Below are 19910 nucleotides of genomic sequence, written 5' to 3'. Positions count from 1 at the left end.
CCATAAAACGGAACCATGCTGCTAAAACCGGTATATCGTAATTATTTGATATTCGGCGTATAAATGTTCTGTGCAAACTGTTTCTTAATATCTTTCAGGTCGCGCAGAATGGAGGCATCAAACAGGCGGTCATCTGTTTCCAGTACAAAACCACCGATCAGGTCCGGCTCCACAGCAGTTTCCATCTCTATCTTTTTATCAGAGCCGGCTTCAACCTTTTGCTTGATAGCGCTGAGGATGGCGGCATCCAGCGGTACAGCAGTGGTGATCTTTACCTTGCTGATATTGTTTAACAGGTTGTACTGCCGGGCAAATTCCGTAGTGATCTCCGGCAGGTTGCTTTCGCGGCCTTTTGCTACCAGCAGCTGAATGAACATGGAAGTAACGTTGCTCACCTTACCTTCCAGAATGGCTGCCAGGATCTTTTGTTTTTTGTCCGGTTTAATGACAGGGCTTCTCAGCAAAGTCACCACATCGGGATTGCTTTTGGCGATCTGTTGCAGCACCTGCATATCTGCACGGACAACTTCCAGCTGGCCCTTTTCAATGGCCAGATCCACCAAAGATTTTGCATATCGGGATGCTAAACGGGGATTTTGCATTTTTTTATCAGCTTTTAGCTTTTAGCGGTTAGCTGTTAGCGGCTAAATGCTAACAGCTAAAAGCTCTTAATTCAATTTAATACTTTCAGCCTGTTGTTTGATGAACTGCTCCTGGGCAGATTTATCAGACAGCTCTTTTCTCAGCACTTTCTCTGCCACTTCAATCACCAGCCGGCCTACCTGGTTCTTTACATCTGTAAGGGCGGCCATTTTCTGGTTCTCTATTGCGGTATAGGCTTCGTTAATGATCTTTTTCGCTTCTGCCTGTGCCTGGGTCTTGGCTTCGCCAATGATCTGGTCTTTGGCTTCCTTGGCTTCTTTCAGGATCTTGCTCCTTTCAGCCTTGGCTTCTGCCAGCACATGCTCATGCTCTGCCTTCATCTGCGCCATTTCTTCTTTTACCCTTTCTGCAGCTGCAATAGAATCTGAGATGGAAGTTTCCCTTTCCTTTAAAGTAGACAGGATGGGCTTCCAGGCAAATTTTTTCAGGATGAGGAAAACAATGACGAATATTAAGAATGAAATGGTAAACAAGCCTAACGCGGGCTGTAACAGATCCATGATTGATGATTTAAATTACGATTTAAGAATTACGCCGAAGGCTTAAGGCTGAATGCTTAACGCTGATTGTTTTGCTTTGTGCTTTATGCGTTCAGCGTTCGGCGTTGAGCGTAATGCATACTTACAATTACTGCATCCTTTGCCCTGTGCGCCGGATGCAGTAATCAATTTTGTCTTACATCACTACTGCCAACAGACCTGCGATAACGCCGAACAGGGCCACACCCTCTACCAGCGCCGCAGCCAGGATCATGTTTGCACGGATGTCGTTAGCCGCTTCGGGCTGACGGGCGATGGATTCCAGCGCGCTTTTACCGATGTTACCTACACCGATACCAGCTGCGATAGCAGCAATACCAGCACCAACAGCACCACCAGCTTTAGCCAGACCAGCACCTGCAGCAGCCTGCAATAAAATTGTTAAAAGAGCCATGATTGTTATATGTATTTAATTAATAAATGTTTTTTAGTCCGCAATTGTCAGCAGGCGGTGTGCAGTCAATGACTGCTTTATACAGATGGCTGTTGACTGCCAACTGCTAACTGCCAACTATTTAATGGTGCTCATCATGCCCGCCTTCCATAGCCTGCCCAATGAACACTGCCGTAAGGTTAGCAAAGATAAAAGCCTGAATGAAAGCTACCAGTACCTCCAGCATCATCATCACAATGTTGAATACAATGGTCACCGGTAAAAATCCGTAGCCGGCAACCCTGTTCATGGCGCCAAATATAAACACCAGGGAAATAATACTCAGGATAATAATGTGGCCTGCCAGTATATTGGCAAACAACCGGATCATCAGGGAAATAGGTTTGGTGAACACACCGATCAGCTCCACCGGCGCCAGGATGATCTTTACACCGAACGGTACCGGAGGGTTGAAAATGTGACCCCAGAAATGTTTGTTGGAGCTGAACAGGATGGCTATAAAGCTAATGATAGCCAGCGCAGCGGTTACCGCCAGGTTGCCGGTCACGTTTGCAGAACCGGGCAGCAGGCCCAACAGGTTGTTAATGAGAATAAAAAAGAAGATCGTTAATATAAAAGGAGTAAATCTTTCATAGTGCTTACCAGGGATGTTAGGCTTTACCACCTCATCCCGCATGAAGATGATCACCGGCTCTATCAGGCTCTGGAAACCTTTGGGGGCCTGTTTGGATCCGCGGATCCGGTATGCTTTGGCTACATTCAGCATCAGTATTACCAGCAGCACAGCGGCCAGCAGCATAGAGGTGATGTTCTTGGTCATGGAAAGATCGTAGATCTCTGCATCAGTAGGATTATCGTTCTCATCTACTGCGATCACTTTACCATCCATGTATTTAGCGGGGTCCAGGCCCTTTTCATGCAGGTAATGGCTGTTTACCAGGCGGTAGCCGTCAAAAGCAGCGTGACCATGGTGAAAACGGGAAGAGGAGAATACAGACAGGCCTCTTTCTTTATTGTAAATGATCACCGGCAGCGGTATAGTAACGGCCGTTTCACCGAAATCTACCAGGTGCCAATCATGCGCATCCTTTACGTGGCCCAGGATCACCTCCTTGGCATCAAAACCATGTTTTTGTTCACCCGGTTCATCCGCCGTGGCCAATGCATGTTGGGAAGCATCATGTGTTTCTTTTTCTTCATGCGATTGTGCATGTGCAAAAGAGCTAACACCAATAATGTTCAGGGCTAGTAACAGCGCTATCAGACTATGTTTGAGCAAGTTGCAGGAAATCACCGTTTTCTGAAATTTTGCGCAAAGATAACCGATTTTAACTCAAAATGGTAGTGGTTTGAAAAAAAAGGCGCGACTCAATACAAGACAATGATAACCAACTTTTAAAACATGCAAAAAGAACCATTTTTTTATGGCTCCCGGCAGCATTAATTATCATATAAATGGCGGATATCATATATGCGCATCCGTGAGGTTATCAGGGTAATTTTTTACGCTACGCTATCTGCTTTTTTAAACTGCATGCTATGCAGCATATGATAAAAACCTTCCAGCTTCAGCAGCTCCTCATGCGTACCCATTTCCCGGATCTCGCCTTTATCCAGCACCATGATCTGGCTGGCTTTGCTGATAGTGCTTAAACGGTGGGCTATTATGATGGAGGTACGGCCTGCAATGAGCTTGTCTATGGCTTGTTGGATCAGGAGCTCAGATTCGGTGTCCACAGAGGAGGTGGCCTCATCCAGGATCAGTATGGCAGGATTATACAATAATGCACGTACAAAAGAGATCAGCTGGCGCTGGCCCAGGGAAAGCGTGCTGCCCCTTTCCATTACCTGGTAGTCGTAGCCGCCCGGCAGCTGCATAATAAACTCGTGCATGCCTATGAGGCGGGCAGCCTGCTCCACCTGCTCCCGGCTAATAGCGTAATTGCGCAGGGTAATGTTCTCATAAATGGAACCAGAGAACAGGAACACATCCTGCAGCACCACCCCTATTTTACTGCGCAGCTCACCCAGCGCATAATCCTGTATGTTCACATTATCCAGCTTTATCTGTCCTTTCTGGATCTCATACAACCGGTTCAGTATGCTGATGATGGTGGTTTTGCCGGAGCCGGTATGGCCCACAATGGCAATGGTTTCACCGGGTTTGGCATGGAAGGAAATGTCTTTCAGCACATAGCGGTCTTCCACGTACGCAAAGGATACATGATCAAACACAATATCGCCCTGCATGTTAGTGGCTTTCACCTGCCCGTTGTCGGGGATATGCTCTTCGCTGTCCAGCACTTTAAATACGCGCTCGCTGGCTACCATGCCCATTTGCAGGGTGTTAAACTTATCTGCCAGGATCCGCAGCGGACGGAATAGCAGGTTCAGGTACATGATAAAAGCGATCATCACCCCCTGCGTTACTTCATAGCTTAGTACCTTGTTGGAGCCCCACCAAACCATGAGGCCCAGGGAAATGGCCAGTATAATTTCCACCACCGGGTAAAATACGGAGTAGGCAAAAATGGCCTGTATATTGGCTTTGCGGTGTTCCTTGTTAATATTTTTAAAGCGGGCGTATTCTCTTTTTTCTGCAGAAAAGGCCTGCACTACCACCATACCGGTAATATGCTCCTGCACAAATGCATTCAGCGCAGCTACCGCATTTCTTACGGCATGAAAAGATTTGTTCACGCTTTCCTTAAACATCCAGGTGGCAATGATCAGCACCGGGAAAGGCGATAAGCTGATGAGGGTTAAGCGCCAGTCCTCCGCAAACATCACCACCAGGATGGCTACGATCATGAGCAGATCGGCCACAATGGAAATAATGCCTTCGGAAAAAACGTCGTTAATAGCTTCTATATCGTTAATGGTGCGGGTAGTAAGGGTTCCGATGGGTGTTCTGTCAAAAAAAGAAAGGTTCAGGTGTACGATCTTTTTATATACCGCTACCCGCAGATCCTTTACTACAGACTGTCCCAGCCAGTTGGTAAGGTAAGAGAAGAAGAAGCGCACCACCGTTTCCAGCAGCAGCAGCAATATTTGAATAATGGTAATGGTCACCAGCATTTGCATCCACTGGCTGGTAATATATTTATCTACGGTAACCTGGATCAGGTAAGGGCGCAGGGGCGAGAGTACCGCCAGCACAATGGTAAGCGCCATAGACAAGTAAAAGGAGCCTTTGTAAGGTACTGCAAAAGAGAAGAGGCGCCGTAACAAACTGAAGTCAAAAATCCGCTTGATTGTAAAATTCTCCATGGATTATACAAACCTACGGCTTTTTAGGGAAAGGTCCATGGTCCATAGTCGATGGTCCATAGTCCATTGCCTGCTGCGCTCAGCTTACTGTACGGGTTATGCTGCGAAACGGCTCCATAATCCCTGGTTCATTGCCTGCTGCGTTTATAGGTTATACTTGTCAAGCAGGTATCCTAAATGCCAACGGTCCACAGAACTATGTTCTGTGGACCGTCGTCCTTCATCTATAACTTACCAGGCGAATTACGCTATGGACCATCGACCATCAACTATCGACTCACTATCTTATCCTCCTTCATAATCTGCTTGTACGCCTTTATGAAAATAGCGCCCAGGTTCTTATGCGGGGGTACGTAATCACTGAAAAGCTCTTTGTTGCGGGCGTCGCCGGCAAAACGGGCGCTAAGGGCAGCCCACATTTTTACCCAGTCAACATTTTTACCGCTGCGGATCACCTCTTCCAGGGTACGTATAATAGGCTCGTTCACAAAACGGGTACCTACCTGTTTGGAAGAAATAATGTGCGCATCCGGCGATTTCTGCAATACTACCGCCAGGTTATGATAACCGCCGCAGGAGCCCAGCACCACTATCTTGGCAGAGCTTTGCAGGTTATCCAGCGTAGTATTTACATGGTAGCTATGCCCGCGGTGTATGAATACTGTTGGGTGAATATCTTTTTCGTCCAGGTAATCGCTCAGTTTTTGAATGGCTTCCTTATCCTTGGGCTCATCCAGCGGCAGGTTGGCAAAAATGGTAATAGGCTTGCCTTTTACAGAAGTAATGGTGGTCCAGGAGGGGCCTTTGCTCACTCTCCAGTCGCCGCCGGAAAAGCTGGTCATAAAGCTGGCGTAAGATTCCTGCCCGTCTTTATCACCATAGAAAAATACCTGCTGGTAAACCATACCACTGTCGCTCACCAGGCCGCTGAAATCCACATAGTTCACCGGGGGCAGCTTAAACTTGGCGGCCATATCAGTGGCTTTGGTTGAGTCGCTGCCTTTGCTCACCTGCGTATCAAACAGGCTGGAAAGCAGCTCATAGATCACGGTACCGCGCTTATCTCCTTTTTTGGATACAAACAGGTAGTTCTTTTTCACTTCCTCCCGCAAAAAGTCCAGCAGCTTGGGATCGCGGATGCTGCCAAATGAGTTGGCTACATCCACTGCATCTTCCAGGTCCTCTGTTTTTTCCAGGCTGCTGATGTATTTTTTCATCAGGTAGTTGGCATTTTCCGGCGCCATGGATTTCAGGAAATTATCCAGGGTATTAAAACCGGCTGCCATGGCAATGAACTTCTTAAAACGGTCAAAGCTTACTACCATCAGCAGGCTATCGCCACGCGCGGGCTTCATGCGGGCCATCATCTGGTCGTATAAGCCGGCGTTGTTATGGTTGGTGTAGCTGGAGGTAAATAATTCTTCCTGCCCGTTCACGATCAGGTAGTACAGTTCTTCCGGTGTAAAATCCTTTACCACGCGGAAGCGTACGGGCGCCGGCTCTTCGTGCAGGTCGTTCACCTCGCGAATGTAGCGCAGGGAGCGGGCCTGCATATTTTCCATCATAGCCTTTAAACCCAGCGGGTTCTGGCCATTACTTTTCTTTTGCTGTAACACAACAGAGGTTTTCACCATCTGCTTAAAATAAGGATAATCGCTGTCCACCACCTTTTCCAGGGAATCTATGCTCATGGAGCCGTCTATCAGCTCGTCAATAAAAGGCAGTATGCGGGTCGACTGGCCGGAGTTGCCGATCTTTACGATCAGCTGCACCACAGGGTCCGGGTTCTTTTTTATAGCAGTAGCTACCGGCGTGTAGGAGGTAGCATAGGTAAGCACCTGGTTGGGATATTTACGGGCCACAGCGGCAATTACGGAATCGGTTACCGGGTAATCCAGGTAGTTGCCTATTTCCGCCATCACGGTTTCCAGGTTCTGAAAGGCATATTTGCCGAACATCACGCCCCGGGCCTCTTTATAACCGGGGTTTTCCTTAAAGATCTCTATCAGGTTCTCGCCGGAGTTAAAGGAAAGCTCACGGGCTATAGGCAAAATGCTTTCGCCCTTAATATTGGCCTGCATCATATTCTTGTAGGCCGCTATAATAGCGGGAGCTTCTGCCGGGTCTATCTTATGGTAGGCGCGTTTATTATTGTAGTCATGCAGCACGCTGTACAGGCCAGACAGGTAGCGGATCTTAAGGCGGTGATCCAGTGTGGTGTCCCGTTCTATATCCAGCTGCATATCATCCACCTGCTTTATGAGGGCATTCGTTACCTGCAGGTTAATGGTCTGGTCGTCGGAAACCTTTACCAGGTCATCTGCCTTACCGTCAAATTTAGCTGCTGCTGCCTGTTCTTTGTCTATGTTATCGTGAAAACCCTGGCGGCCGATGGGGATGTCTATCTTTTGCTCGCTCTGTCCATATACCATAGCGCCGTGTAAGGCAGCCAGGCATACGAGTATTAAAAATTTATTCATTTATAGCTATACTTTTCGCTTTCCCTTATAGCAAATTTACGACCAATTTCCTTACTGCCCCGCGGGACGGCTATTTTTAGATGTATGCCGATGGCCAGAGTTTAATAAATTGCATCCGGATGCCGCGAGCGGTAGCGCAGTTATAAATAATTGAACGTTTTAATATTAGAAGAATAGTACAATGCAAACTTTTGTGAGCGATCTTTCCGGGCAGCACTTTCCTTCGGCTGAAAAGGTAACCGGCCGGTCTATTAAAAGAGAACTGTTTGACCTGATCAAAAAGGAGCATCCGCACTTCAACAATAAATGCAGCCTGGCTATTTCCGAGCTAACCCATTACCGGCAGCAGTATTATGAAGCCTTTTTTGCCAAGGAGCTCGGTGAGCTGACGGAGCTGGAAAAAACGGTGATGGAAAAGCTGCGCGATCATGAAACCCTTACGGAGCAGCTGGAAGACGATATGCAAAAAATACCGCTCACCTTCGGGCAGCGGCTGGCAGATAAAATAGCCGATTTTGGCGGCAGCTGGACCTTTATTATCCTGTTCATGGTTTTTATCCTGGCGTGGACAGGCATCAATATTTACTGGCTGAATAATAAAGGTTTTGACCCCTACCCTTTTATTTTACTGAACCTGCTGCTTAGCTGCGTGGCCGCCCTGCAGGCGCCCCTGATCATGATGAGCCAGAACCGGCAGGAGGAAAAAGACCGGCAGCGGGCAAAGAACGATTATATGATCAACCTGAAATCAGAGCTGGAAGTGCGTTTGCTGAATGAAAAAATAGACCGCCTGATGTTAAAACAACAACAGAACGTGCTGGAGCTGCAACAGGGGCAGGTAGAGATGCTGAACGAGCTTACACATGCCCTTAAACAACTACATAACAAAAATGGCAATAATAACCAAAAGGATACGAATGCACCTAAATGATAATATAGCCTGCCCGGCTGGTTCAGGTACCCCGGAATTGTTGTAACTTACAGTATGCCAAACAGCCTGCTGACACCGAATTAACAATTAGATAATGTTAACTTAACGCAGACGCTGTTTAATTTTGTGGCATCTTAATAAAGTGCAATTTTTATGATAGACCAAGCGGTAGTCGGCAAAATACTAGTGGTGGATGATGAATCGGATATACTGGAAATTATCAGCTACAACCTCAAATCAGCCGGGTACGATACCGTAACCGCCAAAGATGGAAGTGAAGCCATCCAGAAAGCCCGCATCTTTCGCCCCGACCTTATTATGCTGGATATTATGATGCCTAATAAGAATGGGATAGATACCTGCCGGGAGATCAGAAAAATACCTGAATTTAAAGATACCATGGTGCTGTTCCTCACAGCCCTGAACGATGAAAAGTCTGAAATTGACGGCCTGAATATGGGGGCCGATGATTACATAGCCAAACCCATTAAACCCAAATTACTGGTAAGCCGCATCAATGCCCTGTTCCGCCGCCTGCATAAAACGGAAGAAATGCAGATGCAGCTGGGAGACCTGATCATTGACCGCGAAAAATTCACCGTAACCTATAAAGGACAGGAAATAATACTGGCTAAAAAAGAATTTGAGCTGCTGCAGCTGCTGGCATCCAAACCGGGCCGCGTATTCCTGCGTAACGAGATCCTGAACCAGGTATGGGGTACCGAAGTAATTGTAGGCGACCGCACTATTGACGTACATATCCGTAAAATACGCCAGAAAATAGGGATCGACCTGGTAACCACTGTTAAAGGGGTAGGTTATAAGTTTGAAATGTAAATGAGCGGAAAGCTGAAAGCATAAAGCATAAAGCTACCTGTGGTTTGCCAACCTGCATTTTCATTAACCTGTTGTATCCAACTCATTTATTTTCACAACAAATAGCAAGCAGCTTCCGGCTTTGTGCTTTCAGCTCTCAGCCTTGCGCTTTGTGCTTTTTGCTTTGTGCTTTCAGCTTTCTGCTTTTAACTTATGCTTTCCGCTTCTAAAAAATTTACCTTAATTTCCCGTTATTACAATAATTACTCACTCTGGAGTATGTTCAAAGCAAAGAATTTATCGCCTCAAAAGCTGGCGGGATTTACCGCGCTTATTATTTCTGCCGTAATAGCGCTGGGTAGTTTGATTGCAGATGGTTCCTGGCAGGTAATGCTCACCGCCTTTATCCTTACCTTCCTGGTCTCCTACTACCTGTACCTATACACGTTGCAGAACTTCATTTACCGGAAAATAAAGCTCATTTACAAATTCATTTACCAAACCAAGGCATCCAAACGGGAAGAGTTCTTTAACAAGAACATACTGCCCCTGAAAACCATTGAGGAAGTAAGTGAGGATGTTGAAAAATGGGCTATCCAGAAAAAAGAGGAGCTGGAGATCTTACGCCGTAACGAGGAGTTCCGCAAAGAGTTCCTGCTGAACCTGAGCCATGAGCTGAAAACGCCCATCTTTGCCGTGCAGGGTTACATACATACCCTGCTGGATGGCGCTATAGAAGATCCGAATGTGAACAAGGTATTCCTGAAAAATGCCACCAAAAATATTGACCGCCTCTGTCATTTGTTAGATGACCTGGACGAAATATCCAAGCTGGAAAGCGGGGAAATGACCATTAACAAGGAAACCTTTGTGATCCAGGACATGATCAGGGATATTTTTGATACCCTTTCCCTGAAAGCCAATACCAAAGGCATTAAGTTCAATATTAAAAAAGGCTGCGAAGCCCCGGTGGCCGTGCAGGCCGATAAGGAAAAGATCCGGCAGGTGCTTATGAACCTGGTGGATAATTCCATTAAATACGGCAAGAACGACGGGCATACCATAGCCAGCATTTATGTAATGGACGATAAACAGGTGCTGGTAGAAATATCCGACGATGGCATTGGCATTTCCGAAGAGCACCTGCCCCGGGTGTTTGAACGGTTTTACCGTACCGACCGTGCGCGCAGCCGCGATATTGGCGGTACCGGTCTGGGCCTGGCCATTGTAAAGCACATCATAGAAGCTCACAACCAAACCATCAACGTACGCAGCAAACCGGAAATAGGCTCCACCTTCGGTTTTACCCTGGATACGGGAAGGGAATGATGTGCGGATGTGCAAATATGCAGATGTGCAGATGTATACAACCGCGCCAGCAAAAACCAGCACATCAGCATATTAGCACATCAGCACATTAAATTCATCTGCACATTTGCATATCTGCACATTTGCACATTATATTGCTCCCGTGTCAACCAGGGACAAATATAATGACCCCGCTTCCCTGCCGGGAGCAGCAGACCAGCTTGCCTGGCAGTCATTTACCCATGATAACGACCTGAGCTCCTTTGAATGGTTATACCGGCACTTCATTCACACCTTACTGGATTACAGCTATAAAATATGCCTGGAAAAAGCGCTGGCAGAGGATGCCGTGCAAAATGTATTCACCTACCTGCTGCTGCACCGGCAGCAATTACCCCTGCCGCAATCCGTTAAATTCTATTTGCTGCGCTGCGTGCGTAATGAGCTCTTAAAGCTGCTGCGCAAACAGCAGCGGGAACAGTTGTTTGAAACCGTGCTGCAGCTGGAACCAGCCGCCACACAGCCACCTGCGCTGGATGCTTTTTTGCAGAAAGAGCAGCTGGCCGCCCTGCAGCAATACATTAACCGCTTACCGGCCCGGCAAAAAGAAGTGATCTACCTGCGTTTTTTTCATGGGCTCAGCTATGCAGAAATTGCTGTAATGATGGAAATAGACCAGAAATCGGCCTACAAAACCGTGTACAAAGCGCTGGAAGCCCTGCGCCAGATAGTGCCGGGGCCTGCGCTCGCCTGGTTATACCTGCTGCTCCGCACCAACTTTCATTAAATAGTATTCAAAGAACCTCCTCTTTTTTGAAAAAGATCCAATTTTAAATTTTTTTGAGATCCGGAGGGATAAAATCAGCGCTTCCGGTACTCTGTGTAAAAATGCCGTGGCCTGCATGAAAACAACTGCCGCCTATACAACATATACAGCCTGGGACCTGGCGCTGGACGATGATTTTATCCGCTGGGTAAAAACACCGGATGCTGCGGATAGTAGCTTCTGGGAAAAATTCCTGGCCGATCATCCGCACAAAGCCGTCACTGTGCAGGAAGCCCGGGCGCTGCTGCTGCACTATACCTTTGCACCGGCCCCGGTTGATGCGGTAGTAGTGGAAAACATCTGGCAGCAGCTGCAGCTCACCCGGCAAAATTTACGGCCACGCAGCACACTGGTACGCAGGATTGGCCGCCAGTGGCGTTATGCGGCAGCTATCTTATTACTGATCACAGCCGGCATTTTCACCTATCGCCATTTCAGGGCAGTAAATACCGTGGTGATAACCGGCGCCGGTGAAATGCGCCGCATCACTTTTGCAGATGGCTCACAGGTGGTGCTGAACCAGCAATCCCGCCTGCGCTATAATAACCGGCATCCCTATACGGTGCAGCTGGAAGGTGAAGCCTATTTTACCATACAGAAAAGCGCCCACGCCCCTGCTTTCACTGTACAATGCAGCCGGGGTAATATACAGGTGCTGGGTACTGCCTTTAATGTAAATACGCAGCAGCAGCTCTTAAAAGTAGTGCTGGAACAGGGTGCAGTGCAGGTAGTACCCGCCAACCCTAAGCTACCGGCAAAAAAAATGCAGCCGGGTGAAATGGTCACGATGGATGCGCAGGGGCTGCATACCAAACGCGTACACGCCGCATGGCATACGGCCTGGCGTAATAACCAACTGCTGTTTTCCGATGCGCCGCTGGCTGATATTTTTACTTACCTCACGGATGTTTACGGATGGCAATTTGTTATACAGGACCAGCTAACCCTGGCGAATAAACGTTTCAATGGCACTGCGCCGGCAAATGCCCCCGGCCAGCTGTTGGAAAAGATCAGCACCATTTATCAGCTAAAGATGGAACGCCGTGCAGACACGGTATTTATCAGCAAAAGCAGCAAGCATTAGTTAGTACACGATCGCAATTAATAAATATTCCAGTTATGAAGAACGTCTTTCACAAAAGATGCTCCGGGCGCTTATTTTTCCTGGGGTGCTGCCTGTGCTTTCAGCAGGCCGCCGCTGCCCAGGACCTTTCCTGGAACAACCACCGGGAACAGCGCCAGGGCAAAACCGCGCCTAAAAGCATGCTGCTTACAGAGGCCCTCTCCGGCATAGCCAACCGCTACCATGTTACTTTCGACTATGACAGTGAAGCCCTGCAGCAAAAGCAGGTCACGGCAGAAAAGGTGCTGCAGCACATGCGCAACAACCGCCAGTACACCACGCTGGATGCGCTGTTAAAAGACCTGCTCTCCCCTTTTGGTATGAAGGTAAAACAGTTCGGCAGCAGCAGCTACACCATTTATACCCCCGGAGCGCCGCCACCACAAAGGTTAAACGGCAGCATTGTACCCGATGCATCCGTACCTGCTGATACCACTATCCAGGGCCGCATTATATCTGCCACCGACGGGCAGCCGCTGCCCGGTGTAAGCGTATTGGTAAAAGGCAGCAATAAAGGAGTGGTGTCTGATGCAGATGGCATGTACCATTTACAGGTACCGGACCGTAATGCCATCCTGCTGTATCAATACATTGGCTTTGATTCAAGGGAGATAGCAGCTTCAGATAAGGCCACCCTCAGCGTAAAGCTTTCTTCCGGCACCAGCTCACTCTCGGAAGTAGTGGTAACCGGTTATACCACGCAGCAAAAGAAAGATATTACCGGCTCCGTTGCAGTAGTGAATACCAAAGACCTGCTCTCTGTGCCGGCCGGCAACTTCGGGCAGCAGTTGCAGGGCAGAGCAGCGGGTGTAACCGTTACCAGCAACGCGGCCCCGGGCGCCGGCGTATCCATGCGCATACGCGGTATTGGTACCATTAATGACAACGGCCCGCTGTATGTAATCGACGGCGTATCTACCCGCAGCCAAAGCCTGAACAGCTTAAACCCGAACGATATTGAATCCATACAGGTGCTGAAGGATGCTGCATCCGCCTCCATTTACGGCGCACAGGCCAGCAACGGCGTAGTGATCATCACCACTAAAAAAGGTAAGGCCGGTGTATCTAAAATATCTTACGATGCCTATTACGGCATGCAATATCCCGGCAAAGGACAGGACATGCTTAACACTAATGAATGGGCAAACCTGATCTGGACCGGCCTTAAAAATGCAGGCCAGGTGGGCGCCAACGGCAATCCCAATCACCCGCAGTTCGGCAATGGCGCGCAGCCGGTAGTGCCTTATTACATATTACCTGCCGGTAAAGCGCAGGGTACTGTGGATGAAAGCCTGTACGATCTTAGCACCAACCAGATCGTAAAGGCCAACCAGGCAGGAACAGACTGGTACCGGGAAATATTTGCACCCGCCTCCATCCAGAACCACCAGCTTACCGGCAGCGGCGGTTCTGAAAAAGGTAATTATGCTTTTGGGCTCAACTATTTTAACCAGCAGGGTATTTTAAAGTACACCAACTTTAAACGTTACTCCGCCCGCATTAATACGGCGCTGAATGTAAAAGAGCATATCCGTTTTGGGGAGAACCTGCAGGTATCATTTACAGAATCAACCGGCGGGGATTATGCCAGCGGGGAAGGCAATGCCATTGTAAATGCCATGCGCCTGCCACCCATTATACCGGTGTATGATATTAACGGCAATTTTGCCGGTACCCGCGGAGCGGGGCTGGGCAATGCTTCTAACCCATATGCATTATTATACCGCGGTAAGGACAATAAAACAAAAGGCTTCCGCGCATTCGGTAATGCCTATACGGAAATTACCCTGCTGAAGGGCCTGCAGTTCAAATCCAGCTTTGGTATTGATTATACCAACAGCACCGGCTACAGCTTCTCCTACCTGAACCCTGAACATTCGGAACCTGCGGCCAACAACTCTTTCAATGAAACATCCAGCTACAATCTGCGCTGGGTATTTACCAACACGCTTAATTATAAAAGGAACTTTGGCTATCATGCACTGAACGTATTATTAGGTACAGAAGCCATTTCAGAAAATGGCCGTAACATGAGGGCCGGACGCTTTAATTACTTCAGCACATCGCCGCTTGTATGGGACCTGAATAACGGCGATCCCAGTACACAAACCAACGGCAGCTCCCGCACGCAAACGGCGCTGGCATCTATGTTCGGGCGGGTTGATTATGCTTACCACGATAAATACCTGTTCACCGGCATCCTGCGCCGGGATGGCGTTTCACGCTTTGCACCGGACCACCGTTATGGTATTTTCCCTGCTGCCAGTGTGGGATGGCGTTTGTCGGAGGAGCCTTTCCTGAAATCCGTAACCTGGATAGATGAGCTGAAGCTGCGCGCCGGTATAGGCTCTACAGGCAACCAGGAAATTCCGCGCGCCTATAATTACGCTTATGAATACGGCACCAGCCCCGGCACCTCCAACTATGACCTGGGCGGCACCAGCAACAGCACGGTGATCGGTTATTACCTGGCTAACCTGGGCAATCCTGAAACGGTATGGGAATCTACCGTAATGACCAACATCGGCCTGGACCTTACCATCCTCAACGGCCGCCTGGAGCTGAATGCCGAAGTATATGACCGCCGCACCAACGGCATGCTTACCCAGCCCCAGCTCACGGCGCTGGCCGGCCGCGCCAATGCGCCTTTTGTGAATATCGGTGACATGAAAAATACCGGGATAGACCTGAACCTGAACTACCACGATAAATTAGGCAGCGACTTCCGGTATGAAGTGGGCGTTACTTTCAGCCACTATAAAAATGAAGTGCTTCGTTTAGGCGATAGCGGTACAGAGCAGATCTTCAGCGGCGGTACCCGCTACGGCACCATTACCCTTACCCAGAAAGGGCAGCCCGTATCCATGTTCTATGGCTACCAGATAGAAGGTATTTTCCAGAATGAGAACGAAGTAAAAACGCACGCCCTGCAAACCGGTATGGATAAAAATAACCCGGCCAAATTTGTAGGAAAATATAAGCTGAAAGATGTGAACGGCGATGGCGTAGTAACCCTGAACGACCGTACCTTCATTGGTAACCCGCACCCTGATTTTACCTATGGCTTTAACCTTAGCCTGGCCTGGCACAACTTTGACATGAACCTGTATCTCTATGGCTCCCAGGGCAACGATATTTACAACATCACCAAGTATTATACCGACTTCCAGACCTTTGCCGGCAACCGCAGCAAACGCATGTTATATGATTCCTGGCGGCCCGATAATCCCAATGCAAAACTCCCTATACTGGATGCAAACGATAATATAAGCAATGGCATTTCCCACAGCTACTATATAGAGAACGGCTCTTACCTGCGCGCTAAGAATTTACAGATCGGTTATACGCTGCCGGCATCCCTGTTGAAAAAAGCAAAAATAGATCAGCTGCGCCTGTATGTGCAGGCCACCAACCTGTTCACCATCACCGGTTACAGCGGCCTTGACCCGGATATTATGAATGCCGATTTTGGCGGCAGCGGTGATCTGAACAAAGGTGTGGATTATGGTTTTTATCCCAACGCACGGCAGGTGCTGGTGGGTATTTCACTTACTTTTTAATGTGTATGATCATGCAACAGTTTTTCAAACATCATAAAATAGCGCTCATCAGCGGCCTGTTTATTTCGCTGTTTTGCCAGGTACAATGCTCGGATGGTTTTTTAGATAAGCAGCCGCTTTCACTGGACCAGACAGCGCTGGCTAATAAGAAAGGGGTAAATGCCATCCTCATAGGCGCCTACTCATTGCTGGAAGGCAGGGGCGCCGGGGGCAGCTACGAAAACACCACCTCTAACTGGAGCTTTGGCAGCATACGCGGCGGAGATGCGCATAAAGGCGCTGACCCCAGCAGCCAGCCGGATATTAATAACATTGAAAGATATGAATCCAACCCAACGGATAACTATTACCTGGGTAAATGGCGCACTATATACGAAGGAGTGGTACGGGCCAATAATACGCTGAAAGTATTACGCCTGGTAAAGGATATGACGGATGATGAAAAGAAGAACGTAACGGCGCAGGCACGTTTTCTGCGGGCCTTTTACCATTTTGAAGCCAAAAAGTTATGGAATAATGTGCCTTACCTGAGCGATAGCCTTACAGACCTGAACCCGAAGGTGCCCAACAACCGGGACATATGGCCGGATATTGTTGCCGACCTGCAGTTTGCCGCCGATAACCTGCCGGAAACACAGGATATGATAGGACGGGTAAACAAATGGACCGCCACTGCTTTCCTGGCAAAAGCGTATATGTACCAGCGTAAGTTTGCAGAAGCCAAACCATTAATAGAAGCGGTGCTCACCAATGGCAAGAACTCCCGCGGTGTTAAGTACCAGCTGAACAATTGTTTCCAGGATAACTTTAACCCTGCTACCAAAAATAGCCCGGAAGCCATCCTCGAGGCGCAAACCTCTGTAAACGACGGTGCAAGCGGCGCCAATGGTAACTCGGATGTGCTCAACTATCCTTACACCGGCGGCCCGGGTAAATGCTGCGGCACTTTTCAGCCCAGCCAGGACCTGGTGAATTCCTATAAAACAGATGTGAATGGGCTGCCCCTGCTTATGAACTATGGCGACACAGATGTGAAGAACGATGAAGGCATCCCTTCCGACCAGCCATTTACCCCTTACACCGGTCAGCTGGATCCGCGGGTAGACTGGACTGTAGGCCGCAGGGGCATTCCCTACCTGGACTGGGGGCCGCACCCCGGCGCTGCCTGGATCCGTAACCAGGCCTATGCCGGCCCTTACAGCCCTAAAAAGAATGTGTATTATAAAGAGCAGCAGGGCAAATTCTCCGATGCATCCAGTCCTACCGCCGTGGCCAACAACATTAAGCTGCTGCGGCTGGCAGAAGTGATCCTTTGGGCAGCAGAATGCGAAGCGGAAATCGGCGACCCGGATAAAGCCCGCACCTACGTGAACCAGCTGCGCACCCGCGCCCGCAATAGCTGTTATGTACAGCTGCCGGACGGTACACCCGCCGCTGATTATTATGTGGATCTTTACCAAACGCCCTGGACTTCCCGCACGGATGCGCTGAAGGCTATACGTTTTGAGAACAAGCTGGAGCTGGCCATGGAAGGGCACCGCTTTTTTGACCTGGTACGCTGGGGCATTGCCGATACAGAATTGAATGCCTACCTGGCTAAAGAATCCATTAAAAGAGTATATCTTAAAGGTGCCACGTTCACCAAAAATGAAGATGAATATTACCCTATACCGCAAACAGAGATCCAGAATAGTTATGTGAACGGGCAGGCTACGCTGCAGCAGAACCCGGGATACAAGTAGAATTACGAATTATTCAATTACGAATTACGAATGGGGAGTGCGCAGGGTGTAAACTGCGATAATGAATATTAAGAGTTATAATTAACAATTAAGATATAAACTAACAGTAATGAATATACGGAAGCAAATCAGCAAGGCAATTATGCCGGCCGTAGCGCTGCTTTTTTTAATGCCGGCAAAACCGGTTGTGGCGCAGCAGGCCAACAGTTATGACATTTGTGTGTACGGCGGTACGGCAGCCGGGGTAATAGCCGCTTACACCGCGCAGAAAATGGGTAAAACCGTACTGCTTGTTGAACCGGGCACGCACCTGGGCGGTATGACCACCGGCGGATTAGGTTATACGGACATTGGTAACAAATACGCCATCAGCGGGCTGGCGCGGGATTTTTACCGGCGCATAGGGCAGCACTATGGCAAGTTTGAACAATGGATCTTTGAGCCGCATGTAGCAGAGGATATTATTAAGAGCTATGTTCAAAGAGGAAAGGTACCCGTATTATATCACTACTACATTACAAATGCAGCCAAGGAGCAGGGCGCGCTGCAATCCATTACGCTTACCAAAGTAAGCGGCGCCGGCGCTGCACAACGCACCATACAGGCCAAAATGTTCATTGACTGCAGCTATGAGGGCGACCTGATGGCCAAAGCAGGCGTAAGCTATACCGTGGGGCGCGAGGCCAACAGCCAGTACCAGGAAACCTACAACGGCGTACAGCTGCTGAACAAACACCAGTTTGCCGATGGGGTAGATCCCTATAAAATACCCGGCAAGCCGGAAAGCGGGCTGGTATGGGGTATTAGCCCAACGCCGTTAGCCGAGCATGGCAGCGGCGATAAAATGGTGCAGGCCTATAACTATCGTATATGCCTTACCGATGATCCGGCTAACCTGGTGCCCATTACCAAACCGGATAACTATGATTCCACACAGTTTGAGCTGGTGCTGCGTTACATGCAAAAAACGCCCTGGACCAGCCTCTGGAACGGCCTGAAGTTTGACCTGATGCCCAACCACAAAACAGACATCAACAACAACGGCCCCATTTCAACGGACATGATAGGCATGAACTATGATTACCCGGAAGCTGATTATGCCACCCGCCAAAAGATCATTAAAATGCATGAGGACTATAACAAAGGCCTGCTGTACTTCCTGGGGCATGATACACGCGTGCCTGACAACATACGCCAGCTTATGTTAAAATGGGGCTACCCTAAAGATGAATATACCGACAATGGCAACTGGAGCTTTCAGCTGTATGTACGGGAAGCACGCCGCATGGTGGGCGATTATGTAATGACGCAGGCTAACTGCGAAGGGCATGCTAAAGTGCAGGATGGTATTGGCATGGCCGCTTACACTATGGATTCACACAACTGCCAGCGCGTAGTGGTAAATGGTATGGTAAAAAATGAAGGCGATGTGCAGATGGGTACACCCGGCCCCTACCCCATTAGCTACCGCTCATTAATACCGAAGGCCGGCGAATGCAAAAACCTGCTGGTGCCGGTTTGCTTATCGGCCACACATATTGCCTATGGCTCCATCCGCATGGAACCGGTGTTTATGGTGCTGGGCCAGTCATCTGCCGCTGCAGCGGTAATGGCCATCAACAACAAACAAGCCATACAGGATATTGATGTCAGCGCCTTACAGCAAAAGCTGAAACAGGATCCGCTGGCAGATGGCAGTATTCCTGAAGTGCTGGTAGATGATACAGATACTGCTTATGTAAAACGCATGGGCAGCTGGCAAAAAATTAAAGCGCCCGGTAACTATGGTATGTCGGTGCTGAATGCCAATGGTGCAAATAACAGTGTGCGGTTTACCCCGCCTATGCAGCATAACGGGCGTTACACTATTTACTATTACAATATTCACCAGAAAGGAAAGGCGCCTGCCGCTGCATTTACCATTACTGCCGGCAGTGAAAAGAAAAATGTTACGCTGCCCCTGCAGGAAGAAGGAAATGAATGGCTGCCGCTGGGCACCTTTGAATATAAAAAAGGAGCGCCTTATTATGTGGATATCAGCCTGCCCCCGGGTGCGCAGGGCAATCTGCTGGCAGATGCATTGTTGTTTGTACCGAAGAAATAATGTGCTGATGTGCTGATATGCTAATGTGCTGGTAAGCTTGCTGTCCCCAACAAAAGCCAGCACATTAGCACATCAGCATATTAGCACATTAACCTGCACATTAAAAACGGAACTGCAGGCGGCAGGTAAATACGTTATCCGCTACGTCCTTGGT

At 48.7% G+C, this 19910-nt stretch carries 14 protein-coding genes; 8 read left to right on the top strand and 6 right to left on the bottom strand.

What is annotated here, in order from left to right:
* Nucleotides 1–41 precede the first annotated feature (41 nt).
* The 6 genes from atpH to VIM87_RS08345 all read right to left on the bottom strand — a co-directional run bounded on the left by atpH (nt 42) and on the right by VIM87_RS08345 (nt 7346).
* The gene (gene atpH / locus VIM87_RS08370) at nt 42–602 is read right to left on the bottom strand and encodes an ATP synthase F1 subunit delta (RefSeq protein WP_331996542.1); all 561 of its coding nucleotides are present in this window, start codon (nt 600–602) and stop codon (nt 42–44) included.
* A 66-nt stretch (nt 603–668) separates the two neighbouring features.
* The gene (gene atpF / locus VIM87_RS08365) at nt 669–1163 is read right to left on the bottom strand and encodes a F0F1 ATP synthase subunit B (RefSeq protein ID WP_331996541.1); all 495 of its coding nucleotides are present in this window, start codon (nt 1161–1163) and stop codon (nt 669–671) included.
* Between the two features lie 175 nt (nt 1164–1338).
* Entirely contained in the window at nt 1339–1596 is a 258-nt protein-coding gene (gene atpE, locus VIM87_RS08360; RefSeq protein ID WP_089920341.1) for an ATP synthase F0 subunit C, read from the bottom strand.
* Nucleotides 1597–1717: 121 nt separating this feature from the next.
* Nucleotides 1718–2875: a F0F1 ATP synthase subunit A gene (gene atpB / locus VIM87_RS08355; protein ID WP_331996540.1), complete on the bottom strand. Its 1158-nt coding sequence runs from the start codon at nt 2873–2875 to the stop codon at nt 1718–1720.
* 224 nt (nt 2876–3099) lie between these two features.
* On the bottom strand, nt 3100–4866 hold the full coding sequence (locus VIM87_RS08350) for an ABC transporter ATP-binding protein (RefSeq protein WP_331996539.1): 1767 nt from the start codon (nt 4864–4866) through the stop codon (nt 3100–3102).
* Nucleotides 4867–5135: 269 nt separating this feature from the next.
* Nucleotides 5136–7346 carry a hypothetical protein gene (locus VIM87_RS08345; protein WP_331996538.1) on the bottom strand — a complete coding sequence of 737 codons (2211 nt, stop codon included), beginning with the start codon at nt 7344–7346 and terminating at the stop codon, nt 5136–5138.
* Nucleotides 7347–7527: 181 nt separating this feature from the next.
* Between VIM87_RS08345 and VIM87_RS08340 the strand changes: the two genes are divergently transcribed.
* The 8 genes from VIM87_RS08340 (at nt 7528) to VIM87_RS08305 (ending at nt 19756) form a co-directional block, all read left to right on the top strand.
* The gene (locus VIM87_RS08340) at nt 7528–8277 is read left to right on the top strand and encodes a DUF1003 domain-containing protein (RefSeq protein ID WP_331996537.1); all 750 of its coding nucleotides are present in this window, start codon (nt 7528–7530) and stop codon (nt 8275–8277) included.
* 153 nt (nt 8278–8430) lie between these two features.
* On the top strand, nt 8431–9114 hold the full coding sequence (locus tag VIM87_RS08335) for a response regulator transcription factor (protein WP_089920354.1): 684 nt from the start codon (nt 8431–8433) through the stop codon (nt 9112–9114).
* 258 nt (nt 9115–9372) lie between these two features.
* On the top strand, nt 9373–10422 hold the full coding sequence (locus tag VIM87_RS08330) for a sensor histidine kinase (RefSeq protein ID WP_331996536.1): 1050 nt from the start codon (nt 9373–9375) through the stop codon (nt 10420–10422).
* A gap of 142 nt (nt 10423–10564) precedes the next feature.
* Complete coding sequence (locus VIM87_RS08325; RefSeq protein ID WP_331996535.1) at nt 10565–11188, top strand: sigma-70 family RNA polymerase sigma factor; 624 nt, start codon at nt 10565–10567, stop codon at nt 11186–11188.
* Between the two features lie 115 nt (nt 11189–11303).
* Nucleotides 11304–12311, top strand: a complete 1008-nt coding sequence (locus VIM87_RS08320; protein ID WP_331996534.1) for a FecR family protein — start codon at nt 11304–11306, stop codon at nt 12309–12311.
* A gap of 35 nt (nt 12312–12346) precedes the next feature.
* Nucleotides 12347–15910 (top strand): TonB-dependent receptor, encoded by a 3564-nt coding sequence (locus VIM87_RS08315; RefSeq protein ID WP_331996533.1) that lies wholly within the window; start codon nt 12347–12349, stop codon nt 15908–15910.
* Nucleotides 15911–15921: 11 nt separating this feature from the next.
* Nucleotides 15922–17652 carry a RagB/SusD family nutrient uptake outer membrane protein gene (locus tag VIM87_RS08310; RefSeq protein ID WP_331996532.1) on the top strand — a complete coding sequence of 577 codons (1731 nt, stop codon included), beginning with the start codon at nt 15922–15924 and terminating at the stop codon, nt 17650–17652.
* 109 nt (nt 17653–17761) lie between these two features.
* A complete protein-coding gene (locus VIM87_RS08305) occupies nt 17762–19756 on the top strand; it encodes an FAD-dependent oxidoreductase (protein ID WP_331996531.1) in 1995 nt (664 codons plus the stop codon).
* The last annotated feature ends 154 nt before the right edge of the window (nt 19757–19910 follow it).

It is taken from the genome of Chitinophaga sp., from assembly GCF_036569125.1.
Lineage (GTDB): Bacteria > Bacteroidota > Bacteroidia > Chitinophagales > Chitinophagaceae > Chitinophaga.
The sequence above is the reverse complement of the archived record's forward strand: the minus strand, read 5'-3'. Positions and strand labels throughout refer to the sequence as shown.